This is a genomic window from Pseudomonas sp. B6001 (assembly GCF_013386015.1).
Taxonomy (GTDB): Bacteria; Pseudomonadota; Gammaproteobacteria; order Pseudomonadales; family Pseudomonadaceae; genus Aquipseudomonas.
In genome coordinates this window covers 40266-63767 of record NZ_JACAOX010000023.1, presented here as the reverse complement: position 1 = coordinate 63767, position 23502 = coordinate 40266, and the positions used below count along the sequence as shown (strand labels likewise).

The window sequence follows — 23502 nt, the reverse complement described above, 5'->3', positions numbered from 1 at the left end:
ATTCAAGTGCCGATAATTGCCCCGTCACTTTTATCTCAAGGATTGAGCAATGATTGAATATATGAAATCACCCCGTACATCCGTCAAGCCCAATAATGTTTCCCATGGCTGTTTTGCCGGAACATCAATATTGAAGTGGGCTATGTCGGATGCTTCTCTAGTTTGTAAGTTAAAGCAGCGTAGGAAGTTGTCAGAGCGTTCCTAAGACTTTCGGTTTGGGCTGCGTGCCCCTTGGCTTGGCGCCTTTTCGGGACTGGAAGCCCCCAAAGGCAGGCTTGGCAGGTAGGGCCCGGTGCTAATCTCCATTGAATGTCACATGTTGTAACGCCCCTACAGAAACAACAGGTCAGGCAAATGCCGTCAACGATTGCCCGAAACTGATATTTCAACTCAGGTAGTAGAACTATGAGCGCTATTCACGAACAAGCCATGAACTATGTCTATCAACAAGTATTGCAACGCTTGATAGGGCATTTCTCTCGAACAGAACGTACCTCGCTCCAGTTATTGATTCAACGAATCGTGGTAGCGGCAGGCGGCATGGAGCGGATCGGTGAATACAAGGTGCTGGTCGCTCACGGCGCAGGCGCCGGCAGCAGCTATGTCCTGGCGTTGTTGCGGGCAGCCCAGCTGACGCTTGCAGGCCGGGCGCCGCGGACGTTTCAACTGCGGGTCGCGACCTTGCGCCATGCCGGCATGTCGCAAAATGCCCTGGACACGCTGCATCGCGGCTACAGCGCGCTGTTCCTGCATGACGATGCGCGTGTCGAATTGCTGATGGTCGAGAATCAGGAAGTCTTGCCGTTCAACCACCTGCGGCCGGCCTCCAGTGCGGCGCGCGATACCAGCCGGCGCAATATGCTGATGGTGGGGCACCTGACCTCGGGAGATCTTCGCCAAACCCTGTGCAACGACGCCTACCTGGCCCTCGGTGACTTTTACCAGCGCGTCACCACCTGCAATGGGGGCGTGCACGCGCTGGTCAGCGGTGACTCCGCGCGCAAGCAGCGGGAGTACCTGGCGTGGCTGAAGAAGGCTGCGCTGGCGAGCGGTGCAGAGGTCCCGCCGCGCCAGCCTCTGGTGCTCAGCGGACTGTTCGCGCGCATGGATGAGTGGAGCAACGCCTATTACTGCGACCTTTACGGCGAGCGTTACGCCGTCGCCGATAAGTCCGACACGGACAACCATCGCCACTTGGCCTATATCGGCGCTGCCGACCTTAAGGACGCGGCCGAATACTCCTCCGGGCCGCTGTTGCGTCAGTTCATGGGCTATGAACCGGACGAGTTTGGCTTTCATTTCAGCCACGCGAGCTATGCGAACCCGTTGCTGATGGCCCATCTGCGGGGCTTGCAGGCCGAGTGCCTGCGGGAACTGGATTACGAGGAGGGCGCACATGGCTTCATGCAGCAGGCCGCGCTGTTCATGCGGCGCAAGCAGATTCCCGAACACCTGATTGCCCAGGCAGCGACCCAGGATGGCCGAGCGCTGGCGGCCGACTACGCCCAGGCGATGTTCCGATTGGATGAAAGCCAACTGAACTGCCTGATGTTTTCGCCGTTTATCCGTCACGGCGAGCGTCTCGAAAGCTTTTTGCGCCAATGCCACCCCGGCATGCTGGTGGCGCTACCCGAGCTGCACAAGGCGCTGCAAGGCAAGCCGGTGGCCGAGATGCTGGTGCAATGGGCCATCGACACCAGCGGGTTGCCGATCGACCTGCTGCAACATCTCTATCGCAAGCGGCCAGCCACCGGCGTGCCGGGCATGGCCGAGACGCCACAGCAAGGTGCGCCCGCCCTGGCAGCCTACCAACTGGCGGGGCGTTAAGCGGGTGGCGGCGGGTGACCAGCGATGAACCTCAGGGACGACCGGCAAACCGACTTCGCCTACCAGGCGGTGTATCGCTACATGATCAACCTCATCGGCGAGGTGGGCACGGATGCCCGGGTAAAACTGCCATCATTGCGCCAATTGGCGGAGCGCCTGAATGTGTCGATCTCGACCATTCAATACGCTTACTCGTTGCTCGAGAAGGAGGGCCGGGTGTACTCGGTGCCCAAGTCGGGCTACTACGCCTGGCCGGTATTGAATAAACCGCCAGGCAGCAGCGGTGGCGACCTGCTGGAGCGCCTCTATGCCAGTGCGCGACGCCCGGGAATGCGCGTGCTCAGCGCCGATGAGCCGGCACTTGCGGCGTCACTGGACGCAGCGCTGTTGCTGCTCGAGCGCGAACTGTTGCGGCATTACCCGCATCATCTGCAGCCATGGTCGCAGCCCTGTGGCGTGTGGGAACTGCGGGCGACGCTCGCGGCGCGCTATACCTCGTCGCCGACCCGTTGCTGGCAGGCGGACGAGGTATACATCGGCGCCGACTTGCGCGGGGTGCTGGAAATCCTGATCGAGGTGCTGGGTCTCAAGGGCGCTGCGATCATCGTCGAATCCCCGTGTGACTGGCTGATCCTGCGGTTGTTGCAGGGGGCAGGCGTGAGGGTTCTCGAATTGCCATTCACGGCGGACGACGGCCTGGACCTGGCGTTGTTCGAGCACTTGCTCAGCACCGAGCCGGTGCAGCTGGCGTTGCTGTCATCCGGTGTCAGCCTGCCGTCCGGCGTAGTCCTGTCCACCCATGACCGCCTGCAGCTAGTGCGATTGCTGGACCAGCATGGCTGTTGGTTGTTAGAAAATGACAGCCATGGTGACCTCGGCTTCGGGCAGCCAATCACCGCGTTACGGGACCTGGCCAATCCCGAGCGGCTGATGGTGTTTTCCACGTTCGAGAAGATGCTCGGGCCGGAAGCGCCGTTTGGCTATTTGCTATCGCGCCACCTCAGCGGCGAGCTGCAGCGCCAGTTCCTGTTGCGCGCATTCCGGTTGTCCTCTATCCGCCAGCGCGCGATTGCGCGGCTCTATCAAAGCGGGCGCATCGACCAGCATCTGCGGGAGTTGCGACCGCAACTCAAAGAGCAGGCCCGGCTCATGGGCCTGCGGCTGGACACGCATCTGGGCAACCAGGTGAGCTACCGAATGCCCGTCGCTGGCGCGACCTTCTGGTTGCGCTCAGAGGCCCCGGTGGATATGCGCCAGGTGTTCCAGCGCCTGCTCACCCGGCAGGTGGTGATTGCGCCGGGGGAGTTGTTCAGCCTCAGTGGCCTGCACTGCCAGCATCTGCGGCTGAGCCATGCCGTTGACGGCGCCCATAACCTGGAGAATGCCCTGGATGAGCTGGCTCTGGCGCTCAGGCAGGCACAGACCGGCACTGAATGAAATTTCGCTGATTGCTGTAGGATTTATAACGTCGCGGAGCAGTCCAAGTCCCAGTAAACTGCACTTTTTTCCGAATCCTTCTCTTTCAGAGGTTTATGCATGACTCTCAGTCCTTTTGCGGGCAAGCCGGCACCAGCTCAATTGCTGGTAGACATCCCGCGACTGGTAACGGCCTATTACACCGGCCAGCCTGATGCAGCGATCTCCACCCAGCGCGTCGCCTTTGGTACCTCCGGGCACCGCGGCAGCTCGTTCGACCTCAGCTTCAACGAATGGCACGTGCTTGCCATCAGCCAGGCCATTTGCCTTTACCGTGAAGCCCAGGGCATCAACGGCCCGCTGTTTGTCGGCCTCGACACCCACGCGTTGTCCACCCCGGCCGGCGCCAGTGCGCTGGAAGTGCTGGCCGCCAATGGCGTGCACGTGATGCTCGCCGAAGGCGATGAGTACACCCCGACACCGGCGATTTCCCACGCCATCATTTGCTACAACCGCGGCCGCACCAGTGGGTTGGCCGACGGCATCGTGATCACGCCGTCCCACAACCCGCCACAAAGCGGCGGCTACAAGTACAACCCGCCCAACGGCGGCCCGGCCGACACCCACATCACCAAGTGGATCGAAGCCAAGGCTAACGAACTGCTGGCCAATAAGCTGGCCGGGGTCAAGCGCATCACCCATGCCCAGGCGCTGAAGGCCGACACCACTCATCGCCACGACTACCTCAACACCTACGTGGCCGACCTGGTCAACGTCATCGACTTCGATGCCATCCGCAACGCTGGCTTGCGCCTGGGCGTCGATCCGCTGGGCGGAGCAGGGGTGCGCTACTGGTCGGCCATCGCCGAGCATCACCGCCTGAACCTTGACGTGGTGAACACCGAAGTGGATTCGACCTTCCGCTTCATGAGCGTCGACTGGGACGGCCAGATCCGCATGGACCCGTCCTCCAGCTACGCCATGCAGGGGTTGATCGGCCTCAAGGACCGTTATGACGTGGCCTTCGCCTGCGACCCGGACCACGACCGCCATGGCATCGTGACGCCGTCCGGTGGCTTGCTGGCGCCGAACAACTACCTGGCCGTGTCCATCGACTACCTGTTCCAGAACCGCCCCGAGTGGCGCGCTGATGCTGCGGTGGGCAAGACCGTGGTCAGCAGTGGCTTGATTGATCGCGTGGCCAAGCGCATTGGCCGTCGCCTGTACGAAGTGCCGGTGGGCTTCAAGTGGTTTGCCGATGGCCTGTTCGACGGTTCGCTGGGTTTTGGTGGCGAAGAAAGTGCCGGCGCCTCGTTCCTGCGCAAGGACGGCAGCGTGTGGAGCACTGACAAGGACGGTTTGATCCCGGCGCTGCTGGCGGCGGAAATGACCTCGCGCAAAGGCCAGGACCCAAGCCAGATTTATCGCGGGCTGACCGATGCACTGGGTGAGCCGTTCGCCATTCGGGTGGATGCCAAGGCGACTCCGGCGCAGAAGGCCTTGCTGGGCAAGCTGTCGCCAGACCAGGTGACGTCCACGCAGTTGGCCGGGGAAAGCATCCAGCAGATCCTCAGCCACGCGCCGGGCAATGACCAGGCGATCGGCGGGCTGAAAGTCATGACTGAAAACGGCTGGTTCGCCGCACGGCCATCGGGCACCGAGGACATCTACAAGATCTACGCCGAGAGCTTTATCGGCGAAGATCACCTCAAGCAACTGGTGGAAGAGGCCCAGGTGTTGGTAGACGGGGCGATCTCGGCTAACTGATACCCAACCTATGACTGATTAACCTGTGGCGAGGGAGCTTGCTCCCGCCGGACTGCGCAGCAGTCCCATTTTTGGGGGCGCTTCGCACCCCAGCGGGAGCAAGCTCCCTCGCCACATTCAAGCTCGGTCAGGCGAGGTCGACCAACACGATCTCGCTGTCCTCAACCGCTGTCACCCGCAGTACCTGCTCATCCTCAACCGCCACACCGTCTCGAGCTTGTGCACGCAAGCCATTGACTTCAATCACCCCGGTGGCCGGTACCAGGTACGCCCGGCGTCCGTTGTCCAGCCGATACTCGGCACTTTCACCGGCTTTCAGATTCGCCGCTACCAAGCGTGCATCGGCCCGAATCCGCAGGCTTTCGCTGTCTCCGGCCTTGCCACTGGCCAGGGTCACAAACCCTTCGCGGTCACCCTTCGGAAACGGCTTCGCGCCCCATGACGGCGGCAAACCGGCCTCATTGGGAATGATCCAGATCTGGAAAATCTTGGTCGGCGTAGCTTCCAGGTTGTACTCGCTGTGGGCGATCCCGGTGCCGGCGCTCATTACCTGGACGTCGCCGGCCTCGGTGCGGCCCTGGTTGCCCAGGTTGTCGGCATGGCTGATGGCGCCTTCACGCACATAGGTGATGATTTCCATGTCCCGGTGGGGGTGCTGCGGGAAGCCGGTGCCCGGTGCGATGAGGTCATCGTTCCACACCCGCAGGTTGCCCCAGTGCATGCGCTTGGGGTCATGGTATTCGGCAAACGAGAAGTGGTGGTGAGCGTCCAGCCAACCGTGATTGGCGCCGCCCAGGGTGTTGAAAGGTCGAAGTTCAAGCATGATCGTCTCCTGTGGATGGGAGCCATCATCCAGCAGCGCCAGATCGATAAAAAGCGTAAAAAATGCTGGATTCCTATCGAATGCTTCGATGCCGATGCTCAGGACTTGTCTTCACTTCATCGCCTAACTGCATGAGCGCAAAGCAATTGGCTGGAACTGTGGGGCATTTGCGGCGACCATAGGGCTCTTGTCCGAGTTAAAGCATCGCAGGAGTCCGCGTGCCGCAACACACCCCCGATCTGCCTCCCGAACTGCGGCCACTGGCCGAAATGCCCCTGTTGAAACGGCTCGCCGCCCGATTATTTGGTCACGGCCTGACGCGCCTGCGGGCACAGCACCGTTTCTCATGGCTGCATGGCCAGGCCGACGGCTTTCGCAGTGGCCACACGGCCGGCGTGGAGTATGGCTATAAGGAAGGCAAGGCGGATGGTATCGAAGAAGGCCGCCAGGTCCTGCTGATTCGTGACTTCCGGCCGGATGAGCACACTGCGCCGGGTGTTGACGACAATCTGTTCGATGATTGGCGCCTGCCGCTGACCGCCGAGTTGAAAAAACGCATCAAGGCTGATGTGGCGCGCCTGCTGCCGGCCCATGCCCAGCCGAGTGCGGCGCAATGGAAGATGATTTTCAGCGATACGCCGTCCACCTCGGTGATCGCCGGCGCCGGCGCGGGTAAATCCACCTCGCTGGTGCTGCGTATCCTGCTGCTGACCCATTACCTGGGCTTCGAGCTGAGCTCGATGACGGTGGTGACCTTCACCCGTGAGTCGCGCAAGGACTTCATCAACAAGCTCATGGAAATTCTCGCCTTGTGGGGCCAACCCCTTGGTATGAAAGACGCGCAAGCGGTGGTGCGGACCTTTCACTCACGCATCCTGCCAATGGTGCGCAGCCTGCCGGGCCTTGAGCGGCTGCAGGCGTTCGAGAACCTCAATGCGCGGACCGAAGCGGGCTTTGATGAGGCCGACAGCAACCCCTTCGAATTGCGGATCAACGACGCCCAGCGCCAGCAACTGAATGCCTGCTATCACCGGCTGCATGGCCGCCATGAACGCTTCCGCGAACTGATCGCCCCGCTGGCGCGCCATGCCCTGCAACTCAAGGAGCTGGAGCGCGATCACCCGGACGTGCAAAAACGCGTGGCGGTGACCGAACTGGCGGCCAAGCGCGATGAAGAACTCTGCGATGTGATCGAAGACCTGTGGTTTCGTGCCGGCGCCTGGCCGATCAAGGGCATCGAGCCCAATCGCCAGACGTTCGATATCAACGGCGCGAAGTTTCACTGCCATGGCTACATTGCCGAACTGGATGCCTGGGTCGTACTGGGCTTCGACCCGCGGGAAAATGCCCAGGTCAGTCGACCCGGGTCCAAGCTGTCAGTACGTGCCGAATGGGCGGTAAAGCGAACCCTGTTTCAAGCTTTCTGCCGTAAACCATTGATATGGCTAGAAAGCTACGAGTCTTCCAGGCGGCTTTTAAGCAGCCTGGCAGGTGACGCAACAGCGGGCCCGGGCTTCGATTACAAGGTCAAGGGCGAGCTGGGTTCGGCACCGTTGCTGGACAGCTTTGTTGCCGCCGCCGGGTTCATCGAGAACCTCGGGCTGGATGTGCCCACCGCCGTGGGCAAGATGAGTTTTGCCAAGGATGATCCAGACCGTTTTTACTTCGAGGCACTGAGCATTTTCTGGAAGGCCCTCGAAGATCACTTGCTGGACCAGTCGCCACCGGTCATGACCTACAACCGGATGTTCTCGCTGTTTGGCGAAAACACCCCGGAGAACCTGAAGTTGCTCAGCGACCCGCTGCTACGGCCGATGTCGCACCTGATGATCGACGAATTCCAGGACGTATCGCCGCAGATCGTCTCGTGGATCCGGGCCAGCCTACGGGAGATCCGCAGCCGTGGGCCGGCCATGCACATGGGGCGCGGGGCCCAGCGCTCTTCGCTGTTGTGCGTGGGGGATGACTGGCAGTCGATCTATGGCTGGCGTGGCAGTTCGCCCAAGTATTTCATGGAGTTCAACAAGGAGTTCCCGTCACCCACGACCACCCGGGTGATGCTGGGCGAGAACTACCGCAGCCATCAGCACGTGATCGATGCTGCCGAGCACATTGTGCGGGCGGCCCCGGCCATCAGCGGCAAGAAAGCCAAGGCCAGTGGAGCCGCGAAGGAGTTGGTGCCGGTCACGGTGCGTGACCGTGACGATGCGGCGCTGGGCCAACAACTGCTGGCGCACTATCAAAAAGGTGACTCGGTGTTAATGCTGTATCGAAAAAGCAGCGATAAGTCATTGATTCAAGAGTATATTCAGTCGGTAGTTAATGTGGATTCTAGTTTGCCGTACGGCAGCCGCCGGCTCAAGCAACTGACTTATCACAGCGCCAAGGGCCTACAAGCGGATGCGGTATTCCTGCTGGGCGACTGCCAGCACTTGACCAGTTCGCCGTACAAGAACCAGGTCTACCGCATGGCAGGACTGGGCAAGGACGGCGATACCGAAGCTTACGACAGCGCGCAGAAAGACGAAGTGCTGCGCCTGGCCTACGTGGGCATTACCCGGGCGGTGAGCCATTGCTATTGGTATGTCGACGGCCAGGATGGCCAAGGGGTGAATGTGCCAAAGGCTTCGGACCGGGTTGCCGGGGACAAACCGTTTTTTGACGACCAGCGCATCAGCAAATCATAAGGGGTGACGTTGAATCCTGTGGCGAGGGAGCTTGCTGTGGCGAGGGAGCTTGCTCCCGCTGGAGTGCGCAGCGCTCCCAGGATTTTGGGGCTGCTACGCAACCCAGCGGGAGCAAGCTCCCTCGCCACAGGATACCTGCTTCTCCAGATCAAGCCCGCAGCGACAGCGGCGGCACAAACGACTCCAGTTCATCCTCAACCGCCTCGATGATCCGCTCCACGTCAGCAGCGTTCATCACCGTGGCGCAAGGGATACCGGCAATTGCAATCAGGGTTTCCCCGCTGGCGCGGTCGAACAGGCGGGCGATCATACTGCCGGGAGCATCCATGCTCGCCTCAAAGCCCATGGGATGAAAGTGCCAGCGCATCAACTGGCAGGCATTGGGGAATGTCACTTTGTTCATGTTGCCCACCTTGTTCATTGAGCGCTTCCTTTAGCTCGCTGCAGGGGCGCCATGACCGTCACTGGTCCTGGCCGTCGTGAGCATTAAAAATAGCATTCGTTCGCATCGGGCATGGGAGTTTTTTCGTCCCGTCCGGCAGTTGTTTTCAATAACGTTGATATGGGTCACGTGCTGCGTGGTATTAAGCGAAAGGCCATTAGTCGGAAATATCAAATGGCCGTTGAGCGGGTACGGGCAGTTGGGCAAGCTGCCTCTTTTTTCACCGGCGTAGAGCGCTCAATGCAAGACATCATTCCGGATGACTCCCAGAAAACCCAAGCTACGGCCAAGCTGGTACTGCGTCACCATCTGTGCTGGCGGGATCGGGACCTGGATGGAGTGATGTCGTACTACCATCCGGACATCCAGTACCACGATTTCTTCCAGAACCGCGTGGTGGGTGCCGGCGAGCTGCGCGAATACCTGCAAGCCAGCATGCCCCGTGGCGCCGACGAAGCGATCGAACACACCGACCGCATCCGCGCCGACGGCGACACCGCGTTCATCCAATACCGCATCACCTTGCGTGGCGGCCAGGGCCTGGTGTCGTTTCGCACCAGCGAAGCGATTACCGTGCGCGATGGCTTGATCTGGCGGGTCAACGAGTACGCCTCCCTGGTCCACGAGCAGTCTGCCAGCCGCCGCGAGACCACACGCCCGACCGTCAGCCGCCTGGGCCTGTCGCCGCAGCAACTGAGCTACATGGCCAACGACCTGCAACAGTACTTCGAGCGCCAGCAACCCTATCTGGACCCCGAGCTGGACCTGCAACGGGTGGCGAAGGAGTGCGGGTACAGCCGCAATCAGATTTCCTACCTGTTGAACCAGGTGCTGGGGCAAAGTTTTTATCGCTACGTCAACCAGGCACGCCTCCAGCATTTGCTGGCTGCACTGGAAATGGCCGCGCCGCCGATCCGCATCGACGAACTGGCGTTTGCCGCCGGCTTCAATTCGACGTCGGCGTTCTACAGCAGCTTCCGCCAGCACACCGGCCAGTCGCCAAAGGCCTACGTCAAACAAATTTCCCTGCGTGCACGCGCGCAAGACAGCCCCTGAGGCCAGGCTCTAGGATCACTGCCATCGAAGTGTGGTGGTGGAGCTTGGCATGCCTGCATGGCGCAATATCAGTTTATGGATGGACCAGCTGGACGAGCCGCTGCTGGCACGCGCGTCCCTGGAGCAGGACCTGGACGTCAACGTGGCCATCATCGGCGCCGGCTACACCGGGCTCTGGACCGCGTATTACCTGAAGCGCCAGGCGCCCGAGCTGAAAATCGCAATCATCGAGGCGCAAACCGCCGGGTTCGGTGCCTCGGGCCGTAACGGCGGCTGGCTGATGGGCAATCTGCTGGGAGAGGACCGCCTGTTGGCCGGCCTGACCCCGGAACAGCGCCGGGCCTCGTTCGACCTGCTGCACGCCATCCCCGACGAAGTCGCGCAAGTGATCGAGCGCGAAGGCATTGACTGCGACTACCGCAAGGGTGGTGTGCTGTATTGCGCCGCGCGCTACCCCGAACAGGAAGCCACCCTGCGTGCGTACCTGGCCAAACTTCACAGCCAGGGCCTGACCGACGACGATTACCGTTGGCTTGGCCCGCAACAACTGGCCGAGCAGATCCGTATCGCCAAGCCTTATGGCGGCATCTATGCACCCCACGTTGCCACGATTCACCCGGCCAAGCTGGTGCGCGGCCTGGCGCGGTTGGTGGAGCGGATGGGCGTCAAGATCTACGAAAACAGTCCCGTCACTCATTGGCAGTCCGGCAGCCTGCGCACGGACAAAGCCTCGGTGCGCGCCTCCTGGGTGGTGCCGGCAGTGGAAGGGTATGCCACCACGCTGGCTCCGCTGGGGCGCTATCAGTTGCCGGTGCAAAGCCTGATCGTTGCCACCGAGCCGTTGCCGGCCAGCACCTGGGACGAGATCGGCCTGAATCGTGGCCAGGCGTTCGGCGAGAGCAGCCGGCAAGTGACTTACGGCCAGCGTTCGGCGGACAACCGCCTGGTGTTCGGCGCTCGCGGGGGTTATCAGTTTGCCGGCAAGTTGCGGCACAACTTCGATCTAACCGACAGCGAAGTCGAGCTGCGTCGCTATCTGTTCGGCGAACTGTTCCCGCAGCTCAAGAAAGTCCGGATCACCCACGCCTGGGGCGGCAACCTGGGCATGTCCCGGCGCTTCAAGCCGCACATGCTCTGCGATCACGCGGCAGGCATCGCCCTGGCCGGTGGTTACGGCGGCGAGGGCGTAGGCGCCAGCAACCTCGGTGGCCGCACCCTGGCGGACTTGATCCTGGGGCTCGATACGCCGTTGGTTCGCCAGCCATGGGTGATTCATCCGGGCCGGCTGGACGGGCTCAAGGCCTGGGAACCGGAACCCTGCCGCTGGCTGGGCTACAACGCAATCATCCGCAGTTTTGTGCATGAGGACCAAGTGTTGGCCAACCCCAATACCGCCCCGTGGCGCCGCAAACTGGCCAGCGGGGTTGCCGGGTTCATGGAAGGTTTCATGCACTAATTCGTTTCAATCACCACAGGTATGAACATGAGCATTACCCAGTTCAAAGACACACTCAGCGCCCATTTGCCGGATTCCTCGCCCGTCGCCGTGCCGCTAGGCACACCGGTCGCGGTGGCCTCGACCTTGAGCGTGGAACGTAGCGACGGCGTCGAAACCGGCATCTGGGAATGCACGCCCGGGCGCTGGCGCCGGCAGATCAAAGCCCAGGAGTTTTGCCACTTTATCCAGGGACGCTGCACCTTCACCCCCGACAACGGGGAAATGCTCCACATAGAAGCCGGCGACGCACTGATGTTGCCGGCCAACAGCACCGGTATCTGGGACATCCAGGAAACCGTGCGCAAGACCTATGTACTGATCCTCTGATTCTTTGATCTTTGATCGCCTGCCATAAAAACAGCCCTAAAACCGCCAGGAAATCGAACCATGAGACCCATTGCCCTGTTGCCGCTGGTATTCGTCGCCACCCTCAGCCAAGCCGCCGAGACGGTGAAGATCTACAACTGGTCGGACTATATCGCCCCCGACACCACCAAGAACTTCCAGAAAGAAACCGGCATCGGTTTCACCTACGACGTGTACGACAGCAACGAAACCCTCGACGGCAAGTTGATGACCGGCAAATCCGGCTATGACGTGGTGTTCCCCTCCAACCACTTCATGGCCCGGCAGATCCAGGGCGGGGCGCTGAAGAAACTCGACAAGAGCCAGTTGCCCAACTGGAAGAACCTCAACCCGGTGCTGCTCAAGGCCCTGGAAAACAACGACCCGGGCAACGCCCACGGCTTCCCGTACCTGTGGGGCAGCACCGGTATCGGCTACAACATCGACAAGGTCAAGGCGGTACTCGGCGACAACGCCCCAGTGGATTCCTGGGACCTGATCTTCAAGCCCGAGAACATGCAAAAACTGCAGAAGTGTGGCGTCGCCATCCTCGACAACGGCCCGGAGCTGCTGCCGGCGGCGCTCAACTATCTGGGCCTGCCGCACCACAGCAAGAAGGCGGAAGACTACAAAAAGGCCGAGGACCTGCTGATGAAAGTGCGGCCGTACGTGGCGTATTTCCACTCCTCGAAATATACCGCCGACCTGGCCAACGGCGACATCTGCGTGGCCGTGGGCTTCTCCGGCGACATCCTCCAGGCCGAAAGCCGCGCCAAGGAAGCCAAGAATGGCGTGAATATCGGCTACAACATTCCCAAGGAAGGCGCCGCCATCTGGTTCGACATGGTCGCCATGCCCGCCGATGCCCCGGATGAAAAAGCCGGCTATGCCTTCATGAACTACCTGCTGCGCCCGGAAGTGATGGCCAGCATCACCAACTACGTGCACTACGCCAACGGCAATGCCGCGGCGGACAGCCTGGTGGACCCGGCAATCAAGAGCGACACCAAGGTGTACCCAAGTCCGGAAATGATGGGCAAGTTGTTCGCACTGGAAGCAATGCCACTGAACATCGACCGGATTCGTACGCGGGTGTGGAACACCATTCGTACCGGGCGTTGATGATCGTTCCCACGCTCCGCGTGGGAATGCATCCTGTGACGCTCCGCGTCACGACTTCAAAAGCGCATGCGGAGCGTCCAGGGCGGCGTTCCCACGCCGCGGAATCAAGGATTCTCCAAGTCATGCCCCAACGACTGGATAAACAACGAAAACAGCTCCGGCTGCGATGAGATATCCAGCTTGGCATACAGGTGCCGGCGGTGAACCTTGACCGTATCCGGCGAGATATTCAGCCGTTCGGCCATGGCTTTTGACGAAAACCCGCGCAACACCAATCGCGCTATTTCCAGCTCCCGTTCCGACAACACGCCACAGCCGAAATGACTCAACGCGTCCCGTATCTGGCTGGCCATTTCCGCCGGCGCGGCCACTCGCTGGGTGCTTTGCTGCCAATGCTGCTGCATCAACGGCAACACCCAGGCCGCGAGCATGGTCATCAACCCCGTTTCCTCGCCGGTAAACAACCGCTGCATCCCCAACGACAGCGATAACGTCCCCGCACCCGGCAATTGCAGGATGAATTGCACCTCGTCTTCCAGCACGTTGTCGTGGAAGTAATTGAGGAAGTATTCACTCTGGCGAAAATGATCCGGCGCCACTTCCTCAAGGCGGTACACGCCACTGGCATACCCCTCGCGACACGCCTGGAAAAACGGGTCCAACAGGTACAAGCCATTCAGATAAACCAGCATCGACGCCGGTTTGCTGCTCGGTTGTGCGTCGTATTCTTCCAGCGCTTCGGGCGGGCCATCGGCGGGGTAGAAGATCGCCAGGGCATTGTCGAAGGGCAGGCATTGGTGCAGCAACAGCACCAGTTGCTTCCAGAAACGCCCGGTGCCGATCTGTGCGACGGTACGCCCCAGGCCCGCGTGCATGCCGACTTCCCTGAACAGGCTCATGTGCAGCTCCACGCTAAGGATTCAGGCCGCAAGGGTTCGACTTTTGCCCGGCGGCGTCAAGGGGAGTACTCCAATAGGGGAATTGGCCGATCTACACAGAGTGTTTAAGTTGGCCGTCAGTCAGTGGGGAACATACCCTGCGCCGCTTCACCTTTTCGTTTCTGCCTCAAACCAAGAACAATCAAGAGGATAACGATATGAGTGCTCCTTCCACGCCCGACGGCGTGCTGAAACCCACCCTGAGCGTATTCGATGTAGTGGCCATCACCGTCTCGGCGGTCACCCCGGCCAGTTCAGTGTTCGTGATTGCGCCGTTTGCCATCCAGCAGGCCGGCAGCGGGGTGTTCCTGGCCTTTGTGATGGCCGCCTTGCTCGCGCTGATGTTCGCCTTTTGCTACGCCGAACTCGGGCGTGCCCACAACAGCGCCGGCGGCGAATACGTGTATGCCAAGCGGGTGTTCGGCGGCATGGCCGGCTACGCGACGTTCCTCACGGTACTGGTGATGCTGCTGTTTATCCCGCCGGTACTGGCCACCGGGGCGGCGACTTACCTGAATAACGCCCTCGGCACCCAATTCGATTCGCAAACCGTGGCCCTGGTGATTGTGGTGTGCAGCTACGCCCTGGGTATCCTCAATATCAAGCTGAATGCCTGGATCACCGGCACCTGCCTGCTGCTGGAAGTGGCGGCGTTGCTGGTGATCGTGTTTATCGGCTTCGGCAACCCGGTGCAGCCGGTCAGCGTGCTGTTGCAACCGCAAATCGTCGAGAACGGCGTGCTGCACCTGGCGCCCTGGGCGCTGGTCATCGGCGCGGTGGGCATCGGCCTGTTCTCGTTCAATGGCTACGGTCCCGCCGTATTGCTGGCCGAAGACATGAAATGCGGCGGCAAGGGCGTGCACAAGGCGGTGTTGTGGTCCCTGGGCCTGGTGGTGGTCATCGAGCTGGTGCCGATCACCGCCTTGCTGATCGGTGCGCCATCCCTCAGCGCGATGATCAGCAGCCCCGACCCGATCGGCTACCTGCTGACCAGCCACGGCAACGAAACCCTGTCGCGGCTGGTCAGCGCCGGGATCTTCCTGTCGGTATTCAACGCCATCGTCGCCATCGTCATCCAGATTGGCCGGGTGGTGTTCAGCAGCGGCCGCGATGCGCTGTGGACACCCACCATCAACAAACTCTTCACCCGGATTCATCCACGCTGGGATTCCCCGTGGTTGGCTACGCTGTTCCTGGCGGTCCCTTCGGCATTGCTCAGCTTCAGCTCCAACCTGGCGGACCTGACGTCTTTCAGCGTGCTGCTGATCATGCTGGTGTACCTGATCGTGGCGTTGAGCGCGTTGATGAGCCGGGTGTTGCTGCGTGACCGCGAGCACCCGTATCGCATGCCGTTGTGGCCGGTGCCGGCCTTGCTGGCGGTGCTGGGTGCCGGCTACCTGTTGGTGACCCTGGCGATTGCCGCCTCGGTTCGCGACATCATGATTATCATCGGCCTGTTGGCACTGTCGGTGATCCTGTATTGCATCAGTGGCCGGTTGAGTCCGGCGTTTCAGAAATTGTAAGGAGTGGTTATGCGTGCACGTCAATTGGGCATCACCTTGGGACTGGGTACGCCCGGCGAGTTGAATGCCATCACCGACGTTCCAGGGGTTCGGGTCGGCCACAGTACGATCAAGACCCGCATCGACGGCAAACAGGTACGTACCGGCGTGACGGCGATCCAGCCCCGGGCCGGTGCCGCGCGGTATCAGCCATGTTTTGCCGGCTACCACGTGCTCAACGGCAATGGCGACGCCACGGGCCTTGAATGGATCAGCGAATCAGGGTTGCTGACCACGCCGCTGGCGATCACCAACACCCACAGCATCGGGATTGTGCGCGACACGCTGATCGCCCTGGAGCGCGAAAGCCTCGAAGACCCCGCCGTGTACTGGTGCATGCCGGTGGTGATGGAAACCTACGACGGCTTGCTCAACGATATCTGGGGCCAGCACGTCGGCCCGGAGCATGTGCGCAAGGCGCTGGCCAACGCCGAATCCGGGCCGGTGGCGGAGGGCGCCGTGGGCGGCGGCACCGGGATGATCTGCCATGAGTTCAAGGGGGGCATCGGTACCGCGTCACGGCGCTTGCCGGCGGAGCAGGGTGGCTGGACCGTCGGTGTGCTGGTGCAGGCCAACCATGGCAAGCGCCAGGAACTGCGCGTGGATGGTTACCCGGTAGGCCGGCAATTGATGGACATCCCGTCACCCTTTGCCGATCGCGGCACACCCGGCATGGGCTCCATCGTGGTGATCATCGCCACCGATGCGCCGTTGCTGCCCCATCAATGCCAGCGCCTGGCACAACGCGCGTCCATCGGGATTGCGCGCACGGGTGGCGGTACCGAGGACTCCAGCGGGGACCTGTTCCTGGCGTTCGCCACCGGCAATCAGGATTTGCCGGTGGCCGACTACGGGCGCAAGGGCTCGCCCCTCAGCACAGCCCTGCAAATGGTCAATAACGACCACATTTCACCGCTGTTCAGCGCGGCGGCGGAGGCCGTGGAAGAGGCGATCATTAATGCCATAGTGGCCGGCGAAGACATGACCACCGACCAGGGTGTGCGGGTGCCCGCGCTGGATGCCCACACGCTCCTGCAGGCATTGCGCCAAACCGGCTGGCGCGGCCAGTAAGTAAACTAAGTCTTGTCCCGGTAATACGGGACAAACACTTAAATAGTGGCCAATCAATACTAACAATGACACGGTGACACTTTCTTAGTGCACCTCAGTCAATACTTTGGATCCATTCGTGGCTAAATGTCTTTAGGAGTATTTAATATTTAAATAGCTGAATTTTAATAACGCGCTATTTACCAGTGTTTGCAGGTTTTGTTCACCGGCCCAACTTTATCCTTGGATAAAAACCGCTGGACGAATGATTTCAGGTTGTGTCAGTTTTCTTTCGCCTTCAAAAGGGGCGAGTGATCGGACTTACTCGCCAGAGTGGGTCCGGTCGGACAAAAACTGTTCCACTTGCAAACAAGGAAGTACGTTTATGTCAAAAGTAAAAGACAAAGCTATTGTGTCGGCGGCTCAAGCAAGTACCGCTTACACCCAGATCGATAGCTTTAGCCATCAATACGACCGCGGTGGCAACCTCACGGTCAATGGCAAACCGTCGTTCACCGTTGACCAGGCCGCCGACCACCTGCTGCGTGAGAACGCCGCGTACCGGGACGTGGATGGCAACGGCAAGATCGATCTCACCTACACCTTCCTGACTTCGGCTTCGAACGCGACCATGAACAAGCATGGGATCACCGGGTTCAGCCAGTTCAACACCCAGCAGAAAGCACAGGCCGTACTGGCCATGCAATCCTGGGCCGATGTGGCCAATGTCACCTTCACCGAGAAAGCCTCGGGCGGTGACTTCCACATGACCTTCGGCAACTACAGCGGCGGCCAGGACGGCGCAGCGGCCTTTGCCTACCTGCCAGGCACCAACGCCAAGTACAACGAAAGCGGCCTTGACGGCACTTCCTGGTACCTGACGAACAACAGCTACACGCCGAACAAGACCCCGGACCTGAACAACTATGGCCGGCAGACCCTGACCCACGAAATCGGCCACACCCTGGGCCTGGACCACCCTGGCGACTACAACGCCGGGACCGGCAACCCTTCGTACAAAGACGCGGACTATGGACAGGACACGCGTGGCTACAGCGTCATGAGTTACTGGAGCGAGAGCAACACCAACCAGAACTTCAGCAAAGGCGGGGTAGAAGCCTACTCGTCCGGCCCGCTGATCGACGACATCGCCGCGATCCAGAAGCTCTACGGCGCCAACTACAACACCCGTGCCGGTGACACCACCTACGGCTTCAACTCCAACACCGGGCGTGATTTCCTCAGCGCCACTTCATCGGCCGACAAGCTGGTGTTCTCGGTATGGGACGGTGGCGGCAACGACACCCTGGACTTCTCCGGTTTTACCCAGAACCAGAAGATCAACCTCAATGAAACCTCGTTCTCCGACGTTGGCGGCCTGGTGGGCAACGTTTCCATCGCCAAGGGTGTGACCGTGGAGAACGCCATCGGCGGTTCGGGCAACGACCTGCTGATCGGTAACGCAGCCGCCAACGTCCTCAAGGGCGGTGCCGGCAACGACATCATCTTCGGCGGCGGCGGTGCAGACCAGCTGTGGGGCGGCTCAGGCAACGACACCTTCGTGTTCGGCGCCAACTCCGACTCCAAGCCGGGTGCGGCCGACAAGATCTTCGACTTCACCTCGGGTTCGGACAAGATCGACCTCACCGGCATCACCAAAGGTGCAGGCCTGACCTTCGTCAACGCGTTTACCGGTCATGCCGGCGACGCGGTGCTGTCCTACGCTTCGGGTACCAACCTGGGCACATTGGCCGTGGACTTCTCCGGGCACGGCGTGGCGGATTTCCTCGTCACCACCGTTGGCCAGGCAGCCGTCACCGACATCGTGGCCTGATACACGCGTAAAGGAGGGTGGCGCACACGCGCCGCCCTCTGCCCTTGCATCCACCCCATGAACGGGCGAAGGTGATGACGCTATTTCGCAGTACCGTGGCCTGGAGTTTCCAGGTGTTGCTTATGTCGGCAGGAGCCACAGCAATGGCAAGCAGTCTGGTTTTACCTACTTCCGCGCAGTTGGCCGGGCATTGGGCGCTGCATCAGCAAGAGCAGGTGTGCGCACTGGACTTGATTGAGCAGGCTAACGCGTTAGGGGGCGATGTGGAGTGCGCCGGACAATGGCTGGGGGAAGCCCCCGTTAGTTGGACGCCTACTCCCGATGGTATTTGGCTGATGAATGCCGAAGGCACCGGCATAACCCATTTGAATCGCCAGAAAGAAGGCGAATATGAAGGTCGCGCAAAAAACGGCGCGGTATTGATATTGCAACGTGCATCGTAATAGTTCGTTATAACGATATAACCCGATTTTAATGTTTGCCCGCCCCTTATTGGGGCGCTCGGTAAACTATTGCGCGTCATTCGGCTCAGGGAAGATCAGGCAACATGGCGAAGACCACTCCCGTTGCACCATTGTTCAAGGCACTCGGCGACTACAAAAGTATTCTGATCAGTATTGGCTGTTTCACGGCATTGATTAACGTATTGATGTTGGTGCCGTCGATTTATATGTTGCAAGTCTACGACCGCGTGCTGTCTTCACAGAACGAAACCACCCTGGTGATGTTGACGCTGATGGTGGTGGGGTTCTTCGCCTTTATCGGTGTGCTGGAGGTGATTCGCAGCTTTATCGTGATTCGCATCGGCAGCCAGCTGGAGCGGCGTTTCAACCTGCGGGTCTACAAGGCCGCTTTCGAGCGCAACCTGCAACGGGGCGAAGGCCATGGCGGGCAATCCCTGGGGGACCTGACCCACATCCGCCAATTCATCACCGGGCCTGCGCTGTTCGCGTTTTTCGACGCGCCGTGGTTTACGATCTATCTGTTCGTGATTTTCCTGTTCAACGTGTGGCTGGGTGTCTTGGCCAGTGCCGGTGCCGTGCTGCTGATTGCCCTGGCGTGCCTTAACGAATACCTGACCAAAAAGCCTCTGGGTGAAGCCAGCGGTTATTCCCAGCAATCCACCCAATTGGCCACCAGCCACCTGCACAACGCCGAAACCATCCAGGCCATGGGCATGCTCGGTGCATTGCGCAAGCGCTGGTTCAAGGTGCATTCGCAGTTCCTGGGCCTGCAGAACAAGGCCAGCGACACCGGCTCGATCATCAGTTCCCTGAGTAAATCCCTGCGCCTGTGCCTGCAATCGTTGGTGCTGGGCCTGGGTGCGCTCCTGGTGATCAAGGGCGACATGACCGCCGGGATGATGATCGCAGGCTCCATTTTGATGGGTCGGGTGTTGAGCCCCATCGACCAGTTGATCGCCGTGTGGAAGCAATGGAGTTCGGCCAAGCTGGCCTACCAGCGCCTGGACAACCTGATGCGCGAGTTTCCGCCTCAGGGCGAGCAGATGGCCTTGCCGGCGCCCAAGGGCAATGTGAGCTTCGAGCAAGTCAGCGCAGGCCCGCCGGGGCGACGCGTGCCAACCTTGCATCAAGTCAGCTTCAACCTGACTGCGGGCGAAGTGCTCGGCGTGCTGGGTGCTTCCGGCTCCGGCAAGTCGACGCTGGCCCGCGTGCTGGTGGGCGTATGGCCAACCCTGGCGGGCACCGTGCGCCTGGACGGAGCCGACATTCATCGCTGGGACCGCGACGACCTCGGGCCGCATATCGGTTATCTGCCCCAGGACATCGAACTGTTCAGCGGCAGCATCGCCGACAACATCGCGCGCTTTCGCGAAGCCGACCCGGATTTGGTGGTGCAGGCCGCCCAACAGGCAGGCGTGCACGAATTGATCCTGCGCTTGCCCCACGGCTACGACACCGTGCTCGGCGACGAGGGCAGCGGCCTGTCCGGTGGGCAGAAACAACGGGTCGCCCTGGCCCGCGCGCTGTACGGCGGGCCACGCCTGATCGTGCTCGACGAGCCCAACTCCAACCTCGACACCGTGGGTGAAGCCGCCCTGGCCAGCGCGATCATGCAGATGAAAGCCCAGGGCAGCACGGTGGTACTGGTGACTCACCGTTCCTCGGCGTTGGCCCAGGCCGACAAGCTGCTGGTGCTGAACGAAGGTCGTTTGCAGGCATTTGGTCCGAGCCAGGACGTGCTGCGCGCACTGTCCGGCCAGCAGGAAGCACCACGAGAAAAGGCCGGGGTCAGCCTCAGCCGTCAGTATCAAGCCGGAAGGAATCCAGGCGCATGAGCAGCGACAGCAGCATTCAAATCAACCGCGATTACGAACAGACCCATCCCGAGCACGACGCGCGTTTCTTCGCCCGCATGGGCTGGCTGCTGACGGTGGTCGGCGCCGGCGGGTTTTTCCTCTGGGCCAGTCTGGCGCCGCTGGACCAGGGGATCCCGGTACAAGGCACGGTGGTGGTCTCGGGCAAGCGCAAGGCGGTGCAAACCCTGAGCCCCGGCGTGGTCAGCCGGATCCTGGTGCGTGAGGGCGAGGCGGTGAAGCAGGGCCAGCCGCTGTTCCGTCTCGACCAGACGCAGAACCAGGCCGACGTGCACTCCCTGCAAGCCCAGTACCGCATGGCCTGGGCCAGCGTGGCACGGTGGCAGAGCGAGCGGGATAACCAGTCGACGATCACCTTTCCGGCGCAATTGAGCGGCAACCCGGACCAAGCCCTGGCACTGGTCCTCGAAGGCCAGCGTCAACTGTTCAGCAGCCGCCGCGAAGCCTTTGCCCGGGAACAGGCCGGGATTCGCGCCAGTATCGAAGGCGCTACGGCGCAACTGAACGGCATGCGCCGCGCCCGCAGTGACCTGACCGCCCAAGCGCAATCCCTGCGAGACCAGTTGAACAACCTGCAACCCCTGGCCGACAACGGCTACATCCCGCGCAACCGGCTGATGGAGTACCAGCGGCAACTGTCCCAGGTGCAACAGGACCTGGCGCAGAACACCGGCGAAAGCGGGCGGGTGGAGCAGGGCATCCTCGAATCGCGCCTCAAGTTGCAGCAGCACAGCGAGGAGTACCAGAAGGAAGTCCGCAGCCAACTGGCCGACGCGCAGCTGCGCAGCCTGACCCTGGAACAACAACTGACCTCCGCCGGTTTCGACCTGCAGCACAGCGAGATCAACGCGCCCGCCGATGGCATCGCGGTCAACCTGGGCGTGCACACCGAAGGCGCCGTGGTGCGTGCCGGTGAAACCCTGCTGGAAATCGTGCCCCAGGACACCCGCCTGGAAGTCGAAGGGCGCCTGCCGGTGCACCTGGTGGACAAGGTCGGTGCGCACTTGCCGGTGGACATTCTCTTCACCGCCTTCAATCAGAGCCGCACGCCGCGGGTGCCGGGGGAGGTGAGCCTGATCTCCGCCGACCAGATGCTCGACGAAAAAACCGGCATGCCTTACTACGTGCTGCGCACCACCGTCAGCAGCAGCGCCCTGGAGAAACTCCATGGCCTGGTGATCAAGCCGGGGATGCCCGCCGAGATGTTCATCCGCACCGGCGAGCGCTCCTTGCTCAATTACCTGTTCAAGCCGCTGCTGGACCGCGCCGGCTCGGCATTGACCGAGGAATGAGCATGAAGCCGATGTTCATCGCCTTGCTGCTCGCCTGCGGCAGCGCCCAGGCCGCCATGGGCCCGTTCGATGTCTACGAACAGGCCCTGCGCAACGACCCGGTATTCCTCGGCGCCATCAAGGAACGCGACGCCGGCCTGGAAAACCGCACCATCGGCCGCGCCGGCCTGCTGCCCAAGCTCTCGTACAACTACAACAAGGGCCGCAACAACTCCCAGGCCACCTTGCCCGACGGGCGCGGCGGCAATTATCACGATGACCGCAACTACAACAGCTATGGCTCCACGTTCACCCTGCAACAGCCGCTGTTCGACTACGAAGCCTATGCCAACTACCGCAAGGGCGTGGCCCAGGCACTGTTTGCCGACGAGAGCTTCCGCGACAAGAGCCAGGCGCTGCTGGTGCGGGTGCTGACCTATTACACCCAGGCGTTGTTTGCCCAGGACCAGATCGACATTGCCCGCGCCAAGAAAAAGGCCTACGAGCAGCAGTTCCAGCAGAACCAGCATCTGTTCCAGCAGGGTGAGGGCACCCGCACCGACATCCTGGAAGCCGAGTCGCGTTATGAGCTGGCGACTGCCGAGGAAATCCAGGCGCTGGATGAACAGGACGCCTCGCTGCGCGAACTCGGGGCGCTGATTGGCGTGCAGAGCGTCAACATCAACGACCTGGCGCCGCTGAACCCGGGGTTTGCCGCCTTCACCCTGACCCCGGCCAATTACGACACCTGGCACGAACTGGCGCTGACCAACAACCCCAACCTGGCCTCGCAACGCCAGTCCGTGGAAGTGGCGCGTTATGAAGTGGAGCGCAACCGTTCGGGGCACCTGCCACGCATCACGGCGTATGCCAGCTCGCGCCAGCAGGAATCCGACAGCGGCAACACCTACAACCAGCGCTACGACACCAACACCATCGGCATCGAAGTCAGCATGCCGTTGTATGCCGGTGGCGGCGTCTCGGCTTCCACCCGCCAGGCCAGCCGCGCCATGGAGCAGGCCGAGTACGAACTGGAAGGCAAGACCCGCGAAACCCTGATCGAACTGCGACGCCAGTTCAGTGCTTGCCTGTCGGGCGTCAGCAAGTTGCGGGCGTATCAAAAGGCGCTGACTTCGGCTGAAGCGCTGGTGGTCTCGACCAAGCAAAGCATCCTCGGGGGCGAGCGGGTCAACCTCGATGCGCTGAACGCCGAGCAGCAGTTGTACAGCACCCGTCGCGACCTGGCCCAGGCACGGTACGACTACCTGATGGCCTGGACCAAATTGCATTACTACGCGGGCAACTTGCGTGACACCGACCTGGCCAAGGTGGACGAGGCGTTTGGTCCTGAGAGCCGCTGATGCCTGGACGAGTGGTACTTGGTGCAAGGGAGCTTTGGTGGCATGGGCGCTTGTTTTGGCAAGGGAGCTTGTTGTGGCGAGGGAGCTTGCTCCCGCTGGGCTGCGTAGCGGCCCCAAGATCTTGGGAGCGCTGCGCACTCCAGCGGGAGCAAGCTCCCTCGTCAC

The 23502-nt window shown here is 61.3% G+C and carries 18 protein-coding genes; 15 read left to right on the top strand and 3 right to left on the bottom strand.

Annotated elements, in window-relative coordinates; all coding sequences use genetic code 11:
* Window positions 1–405 precede the first annotated feature (405 nt).
* From HX821_RS24795 to pgm, 3 genes are all read left to right on the top strand, one after another.
* Window positions 406–1827: a hypothetical protein gene (locus HX821_RS24795; protein ID WP_177036651.1), complete on the top strand. Its 1422-nt coding sequence runs from the start codon at window positions 406–408 to the stop codon at window positions 1825–1827.
* A 24-nt stretch (window positions 1828–1851) separates the two neighbouring features.
* Entirely contained in the window at window positions 1852–3264 is a 1413-nt protein-coding gene (locus HX821_RS24790) for a PLP-dependent aminotransferase family protein (protein ID WP_102369125.1), read from the top strand.
* A 99-nt stretch (window positions 3265–3363) separates the two neighbouring features.
* Entirely contained in the window at window positions 3364–5010 is a 1647-nt protein-coding gene (gene pgm / locus HX821_RS24785) for a phosphoglucomutase (alpha-D-glucose-1,6-bisphosphate-dependent) (protein ID WP_087694418.1), read from the top strand.
* 127 nt (window positions 5011–5137) lie between these two features.
* On the opposite strand, the gene HX821_RS24780 is transcribed toward pgm, so the two are convergent.
* Window positions 5138–5833: a pirin family protein gene (locus tag HX821_RS24780; protein WP_003217133.1), complete on the bottom strand. Its 696-nt coding sequence runs from the start codon at window positions 5831–5833 to the stop codon at window positions 5138–5140.
* A 218-nt stretch (window positions 5834–6051) separates the two neighbouring features.
* On the opposite strand from HX821_RS24780, the gene HX821_RS24775 reads away from it, so the two are divergent.
* A complete protein-coding gene (locus tag HX821_RS24775; RefSeq protein ID WP_177036649.1) occupies window positions 6052–8520 on the top strand; it encodes a UvrD-helicase domain-containing protein in 2469 nt (822 codons plus the stop codon).
* Window positions 8521–8668: 148 nt separating this feature from the next.
* On the opposite strand, the gene HX821_RS24770 is transcribed toward HX821_RS24775, so the two are convergent.
* Window positions 8669–8941 carry a DUF1652 domain-containing protein gene (locus HX821_RS24770; protein WP_003217129.1) on the bottom strand — a complete coding sequence of 91 codons (273 nt, stop codon included), beginning with the start codon at window positions 8939–8941 and terminating at the stop codon, window positions 8669–8671.
* Window positions 8942–9202: 261 nt separating this feature from the next.
* Here HX821_RS24770 and HX821_RS24765 point away from each other — a divergent pair, with 261 nt between their 5' ends.
* From HX821_RS24765 to HX821_RS24750, 4 genes are read left to right on the top strand one after another with little or no spacing between them, the layout of a single operon-like run.
* A complete protein-coding gene (locus HX821_RS24765) occupies window positions 9203–10018 on the top strand; it encodes an AraC family transcriptional regulator (protein ID WP_003217127.1) in 816 nt (271 codons plus the stop codon).
* Between the two features lie 49 nt (window positions 10019–10067).
* Window positions 10068–11474: an FAD-binding oxidoreductase gene (locus HX821_RS24760; protein WP_177036647.1), complete on the top strand. Its 1407-nt coding sequence runs from the start codon at window positions 10068–10070 to the stop codon at window positions 11472–11474.
* A gap of 27 nt (window positions 11475–11501) precedes the next feature.
* On the top strand, window positions 11502–11843 hold the full coding sequence (locus HX821_RS24755) for a cupin domain-containing protein (protein ID WP_003217122.1): 342 nt from the start codon (window positions 11502–11504) through the stop codon (window positions 11841–11843).
* Window positions 11844–11903: 60 nt separating this feature from the next.
* Entirely contained in the window at window positions 11904–12983 is a 1080-nt protein-coding gene (locus HX821_RS24750) for a polyamine ABC transporter substrate-binding protein (RefSeq protein ID WP_010169417.1), read from the top strand.
* 104 nt (window positions 12984–13087) lie between these two features.
* On the opposite strand, the gene HX821_RS24745 is transcribed toward HX821_RS24750, so the two are convergent.
* Window positions 13088–13882 carry a helix-turn-helix transcriptional regulator gene (locus tag HX821_RS24745; protein WP_008433783.1) on the bottom strand — a complete coding sequence of 265 codons (795 nt, stop codon included), beginning with the start codon at window positions 13880–13882 and terminating at the stop codon, window positions 13088–13090.
* A 197-nt stretch (window positions 13883–14079) separates the two neighbouring features.
* Between HX821_RS24745 and HX821_RS24740 the strand changes: the two genes are divergently transcribed.
* From HX821_RS24740 to HX821_RS24710, 7 genes are all read left to right on the top strand, one after another.
* Complete coding sequence (locus HX821_RS24740; protein WP_177021716.1) at window positions 14080–15444, top strand: APC family permease; 1365 nt, start codon at window positions 14080–14082, stop codon at window positions 15442–15444.
* 9 nt (window positions 15445–15453) lie between these two features.
* Window positions 15454–16554: a P1 family peptidase gene (locus HX821_RS24735; protein ID WP_134326664.1), complete on the top strand. Its 1101-nt coding sequence runs from the start codon at window positions 15454–15456 to the stop codon at window positions 16552–16554.
* Between the two features lie 364 nt (window positions 16555–16918).
* Entirely contained in the window at window positions 16919–18367 is a 1449-nt protein-coding gene (locus HX821_RS24730; protein ID WP_177036645.1) for a serralysin family metalloprotease, read from the top strand.
* 74 nt (window positions 18368–18441) lie between these two features.
* Entirely contained in the window at window positions 18442–18810 is a 369-nt protein-coding gene (locus HX821_RS24725) for an AprI/Inh family metalloprotease inhibitor (protein WP_177036643.1), read from the top strand.
* A gap of 104 nt (window positions 18811–18914) precedes the next feature.
* The gene (locus HX821_RS24720; RefSeq protein WP_177036641.1) at window positions 18915–20666 is read left to right on the top strand and encodes a type I secretion system permease/ATPase; all 1752 of its coding nucleotides are present in this window, start codon (window positions 18915–18917) and stop codon (window positions 20664–20666) included.
* Window positions 20663–21997: an HlyD family type I secretion periplasmic adaptor subunit gene (locus HX821_RS24715; RefSeq protein ID WP_008433775.1), complete on the top strand. Its 1335-nt coding sequence runs from the start codon at window positions 20663–20665 to the stop codon at window positions 21995–21997. The genes HX821_RS24720 and HX821_RS24715 overlap by 4 nt, the downstream gene beginning before the upstream one ends.
* Window positions 21998–21999: 2 nt before the next feature.
* Window positions 22000–23337 (top strand): TolC family outer membrane protein, encoded by a 1338-nt coding sequence (locus HX821_RS24710; protein WP_003217106.1) that lies wholly within the window; start codon window positions 22000–22002, stop codon window positions 23335–23337.
* Window positions 23338–23502 lie beyond the last annotated feature (165 nt).

What these genes read in the sequence shown, in the direction of transcription:
- HX821_RS24720 (WP_177036641.1), top strand. Translation starts at nt 18,915, where the DNA reads ATGGCGAAGACCACTCCCGTTGCACCATTGTTCAAGGCACTCGGCGAC.
- pgm (WP_087694418.1), top strand. Translation starts at nt 3,364, where the DNA reads ATGACTCTCAGTCCTTTTGCGGGCAAGCCGGCACCAGCTCAATTGCTG.
- HX821_RS24745 (WP_008433783.1), bottom strand. Translation starts at nt 13,882, where the DNA reads ATGAGCCTGTTCAGGGAAGTCGGCATGCACGCGGGCCTGGGGCGTACC.
- HX821_RS24790 (WP_102369125.1), top strand. Translation starts at nt 1,852, where the DNA reads ATGAACCTCAGGGACGACCGGCAAACCGACTTCGCCTACCAGGCGGTG.
- HX821_RS24740 (WP_177021716.1), top strand. Translation starts at nt 14,080, where the DNA reads ATGAGTGCTCCTTCCACGCCCGACGGCGTGCTGAAACCCACCCTGAGC.
- HX821_RS24755 (WP_003217122.1), top strand. Translation starts at nt 11,502, where the DNA reads ATGAGCATTACCCAGTTCAAAGACACACTCAGCGCCCATTTGCCGGAT.
- HX821_RS24750 (WP_010169417.1), top strand. Translation starts at nt 11,904, where the DNA reads ATGAGACCCATTGCCCTGTTGCCGCTGGTATTCGTCGCCACCCTCAGC.
- HX821_RS24735 (WP_134326664.1), top strand. Translation starts at nt 15,454, where the DNA reads ATGCGTGCACGTCAATTGGGCATCACCTTGGGACTGGGTACGCCCGGC.
- HX821_RS24725 (WP_177036643.1), top strand. Translation starts at nt 18,442, where the DNA reads ATGACGCTATTTCGCAGTACCGTGGCCTGGAGTTTCCAGGTGTTGCTT.
- HX821_RS24710 (WP_003217106.1), top strand. Translation starts at nt 22,000, where the DNA reads ATGAAGCCGATGTTCATCGCCTTGCTGCTCGCCTGCGGCAGCGCCCAG.
- HX821_RS24795 (WP_177036651.1), top strand. Translation starts at nt 406, where the DNA reads ATGAGCGCTATTCACGAACAAGCCATGAACTATGTCTATCAACAAGTA.
- HX821_RS24715 (WP_008433775.1), top strand. Translation starts at nt 20,663, where the DNA reads ATGAGCAGCGACAGCAGCATTCAAATCAACCGCGATTACGAACAGACC.
- HX821_RS24770 (WP_003217129.1), bottom strand. Translation starts at nt 8,941, where the DNA reads ATGAACAAGGTGGGCAACATGAACAAAGTGACATTCCCCAATGCCTGC.
- HX821_RS24780 (WP_003217133.1), bottom strand. Translation starts at nt 5,833, where the DNA reads ATGCTTGAACTTCGACCTTTCAACACCCTGGGCGGCGCCAATCACGGT.
- HX821_RS24765 (WP_003217127.1), top strand. Translation starts at nt 9,203, where the DNA reads ATGCAAGACATCATTCCGGATGACTCCCAGAAAACCCAAGCTACGGCC.
- HX821_RS24730 (WP_177036645.1), top strand. Translation starts at nt 16,919, where the DNA reads ATGTCAAAAGTAAAAGACAAAGCTATTGTGTCGGCGGCTCAAGCAAGT.
- HX821_RS24760 (WP_177036647.1), top strand. Translation starts at nt 10,068, where the DNA reads ATGCCTGCATGGCGCAATATCAGTTTATGGATGGACCAGCTGGACGAG.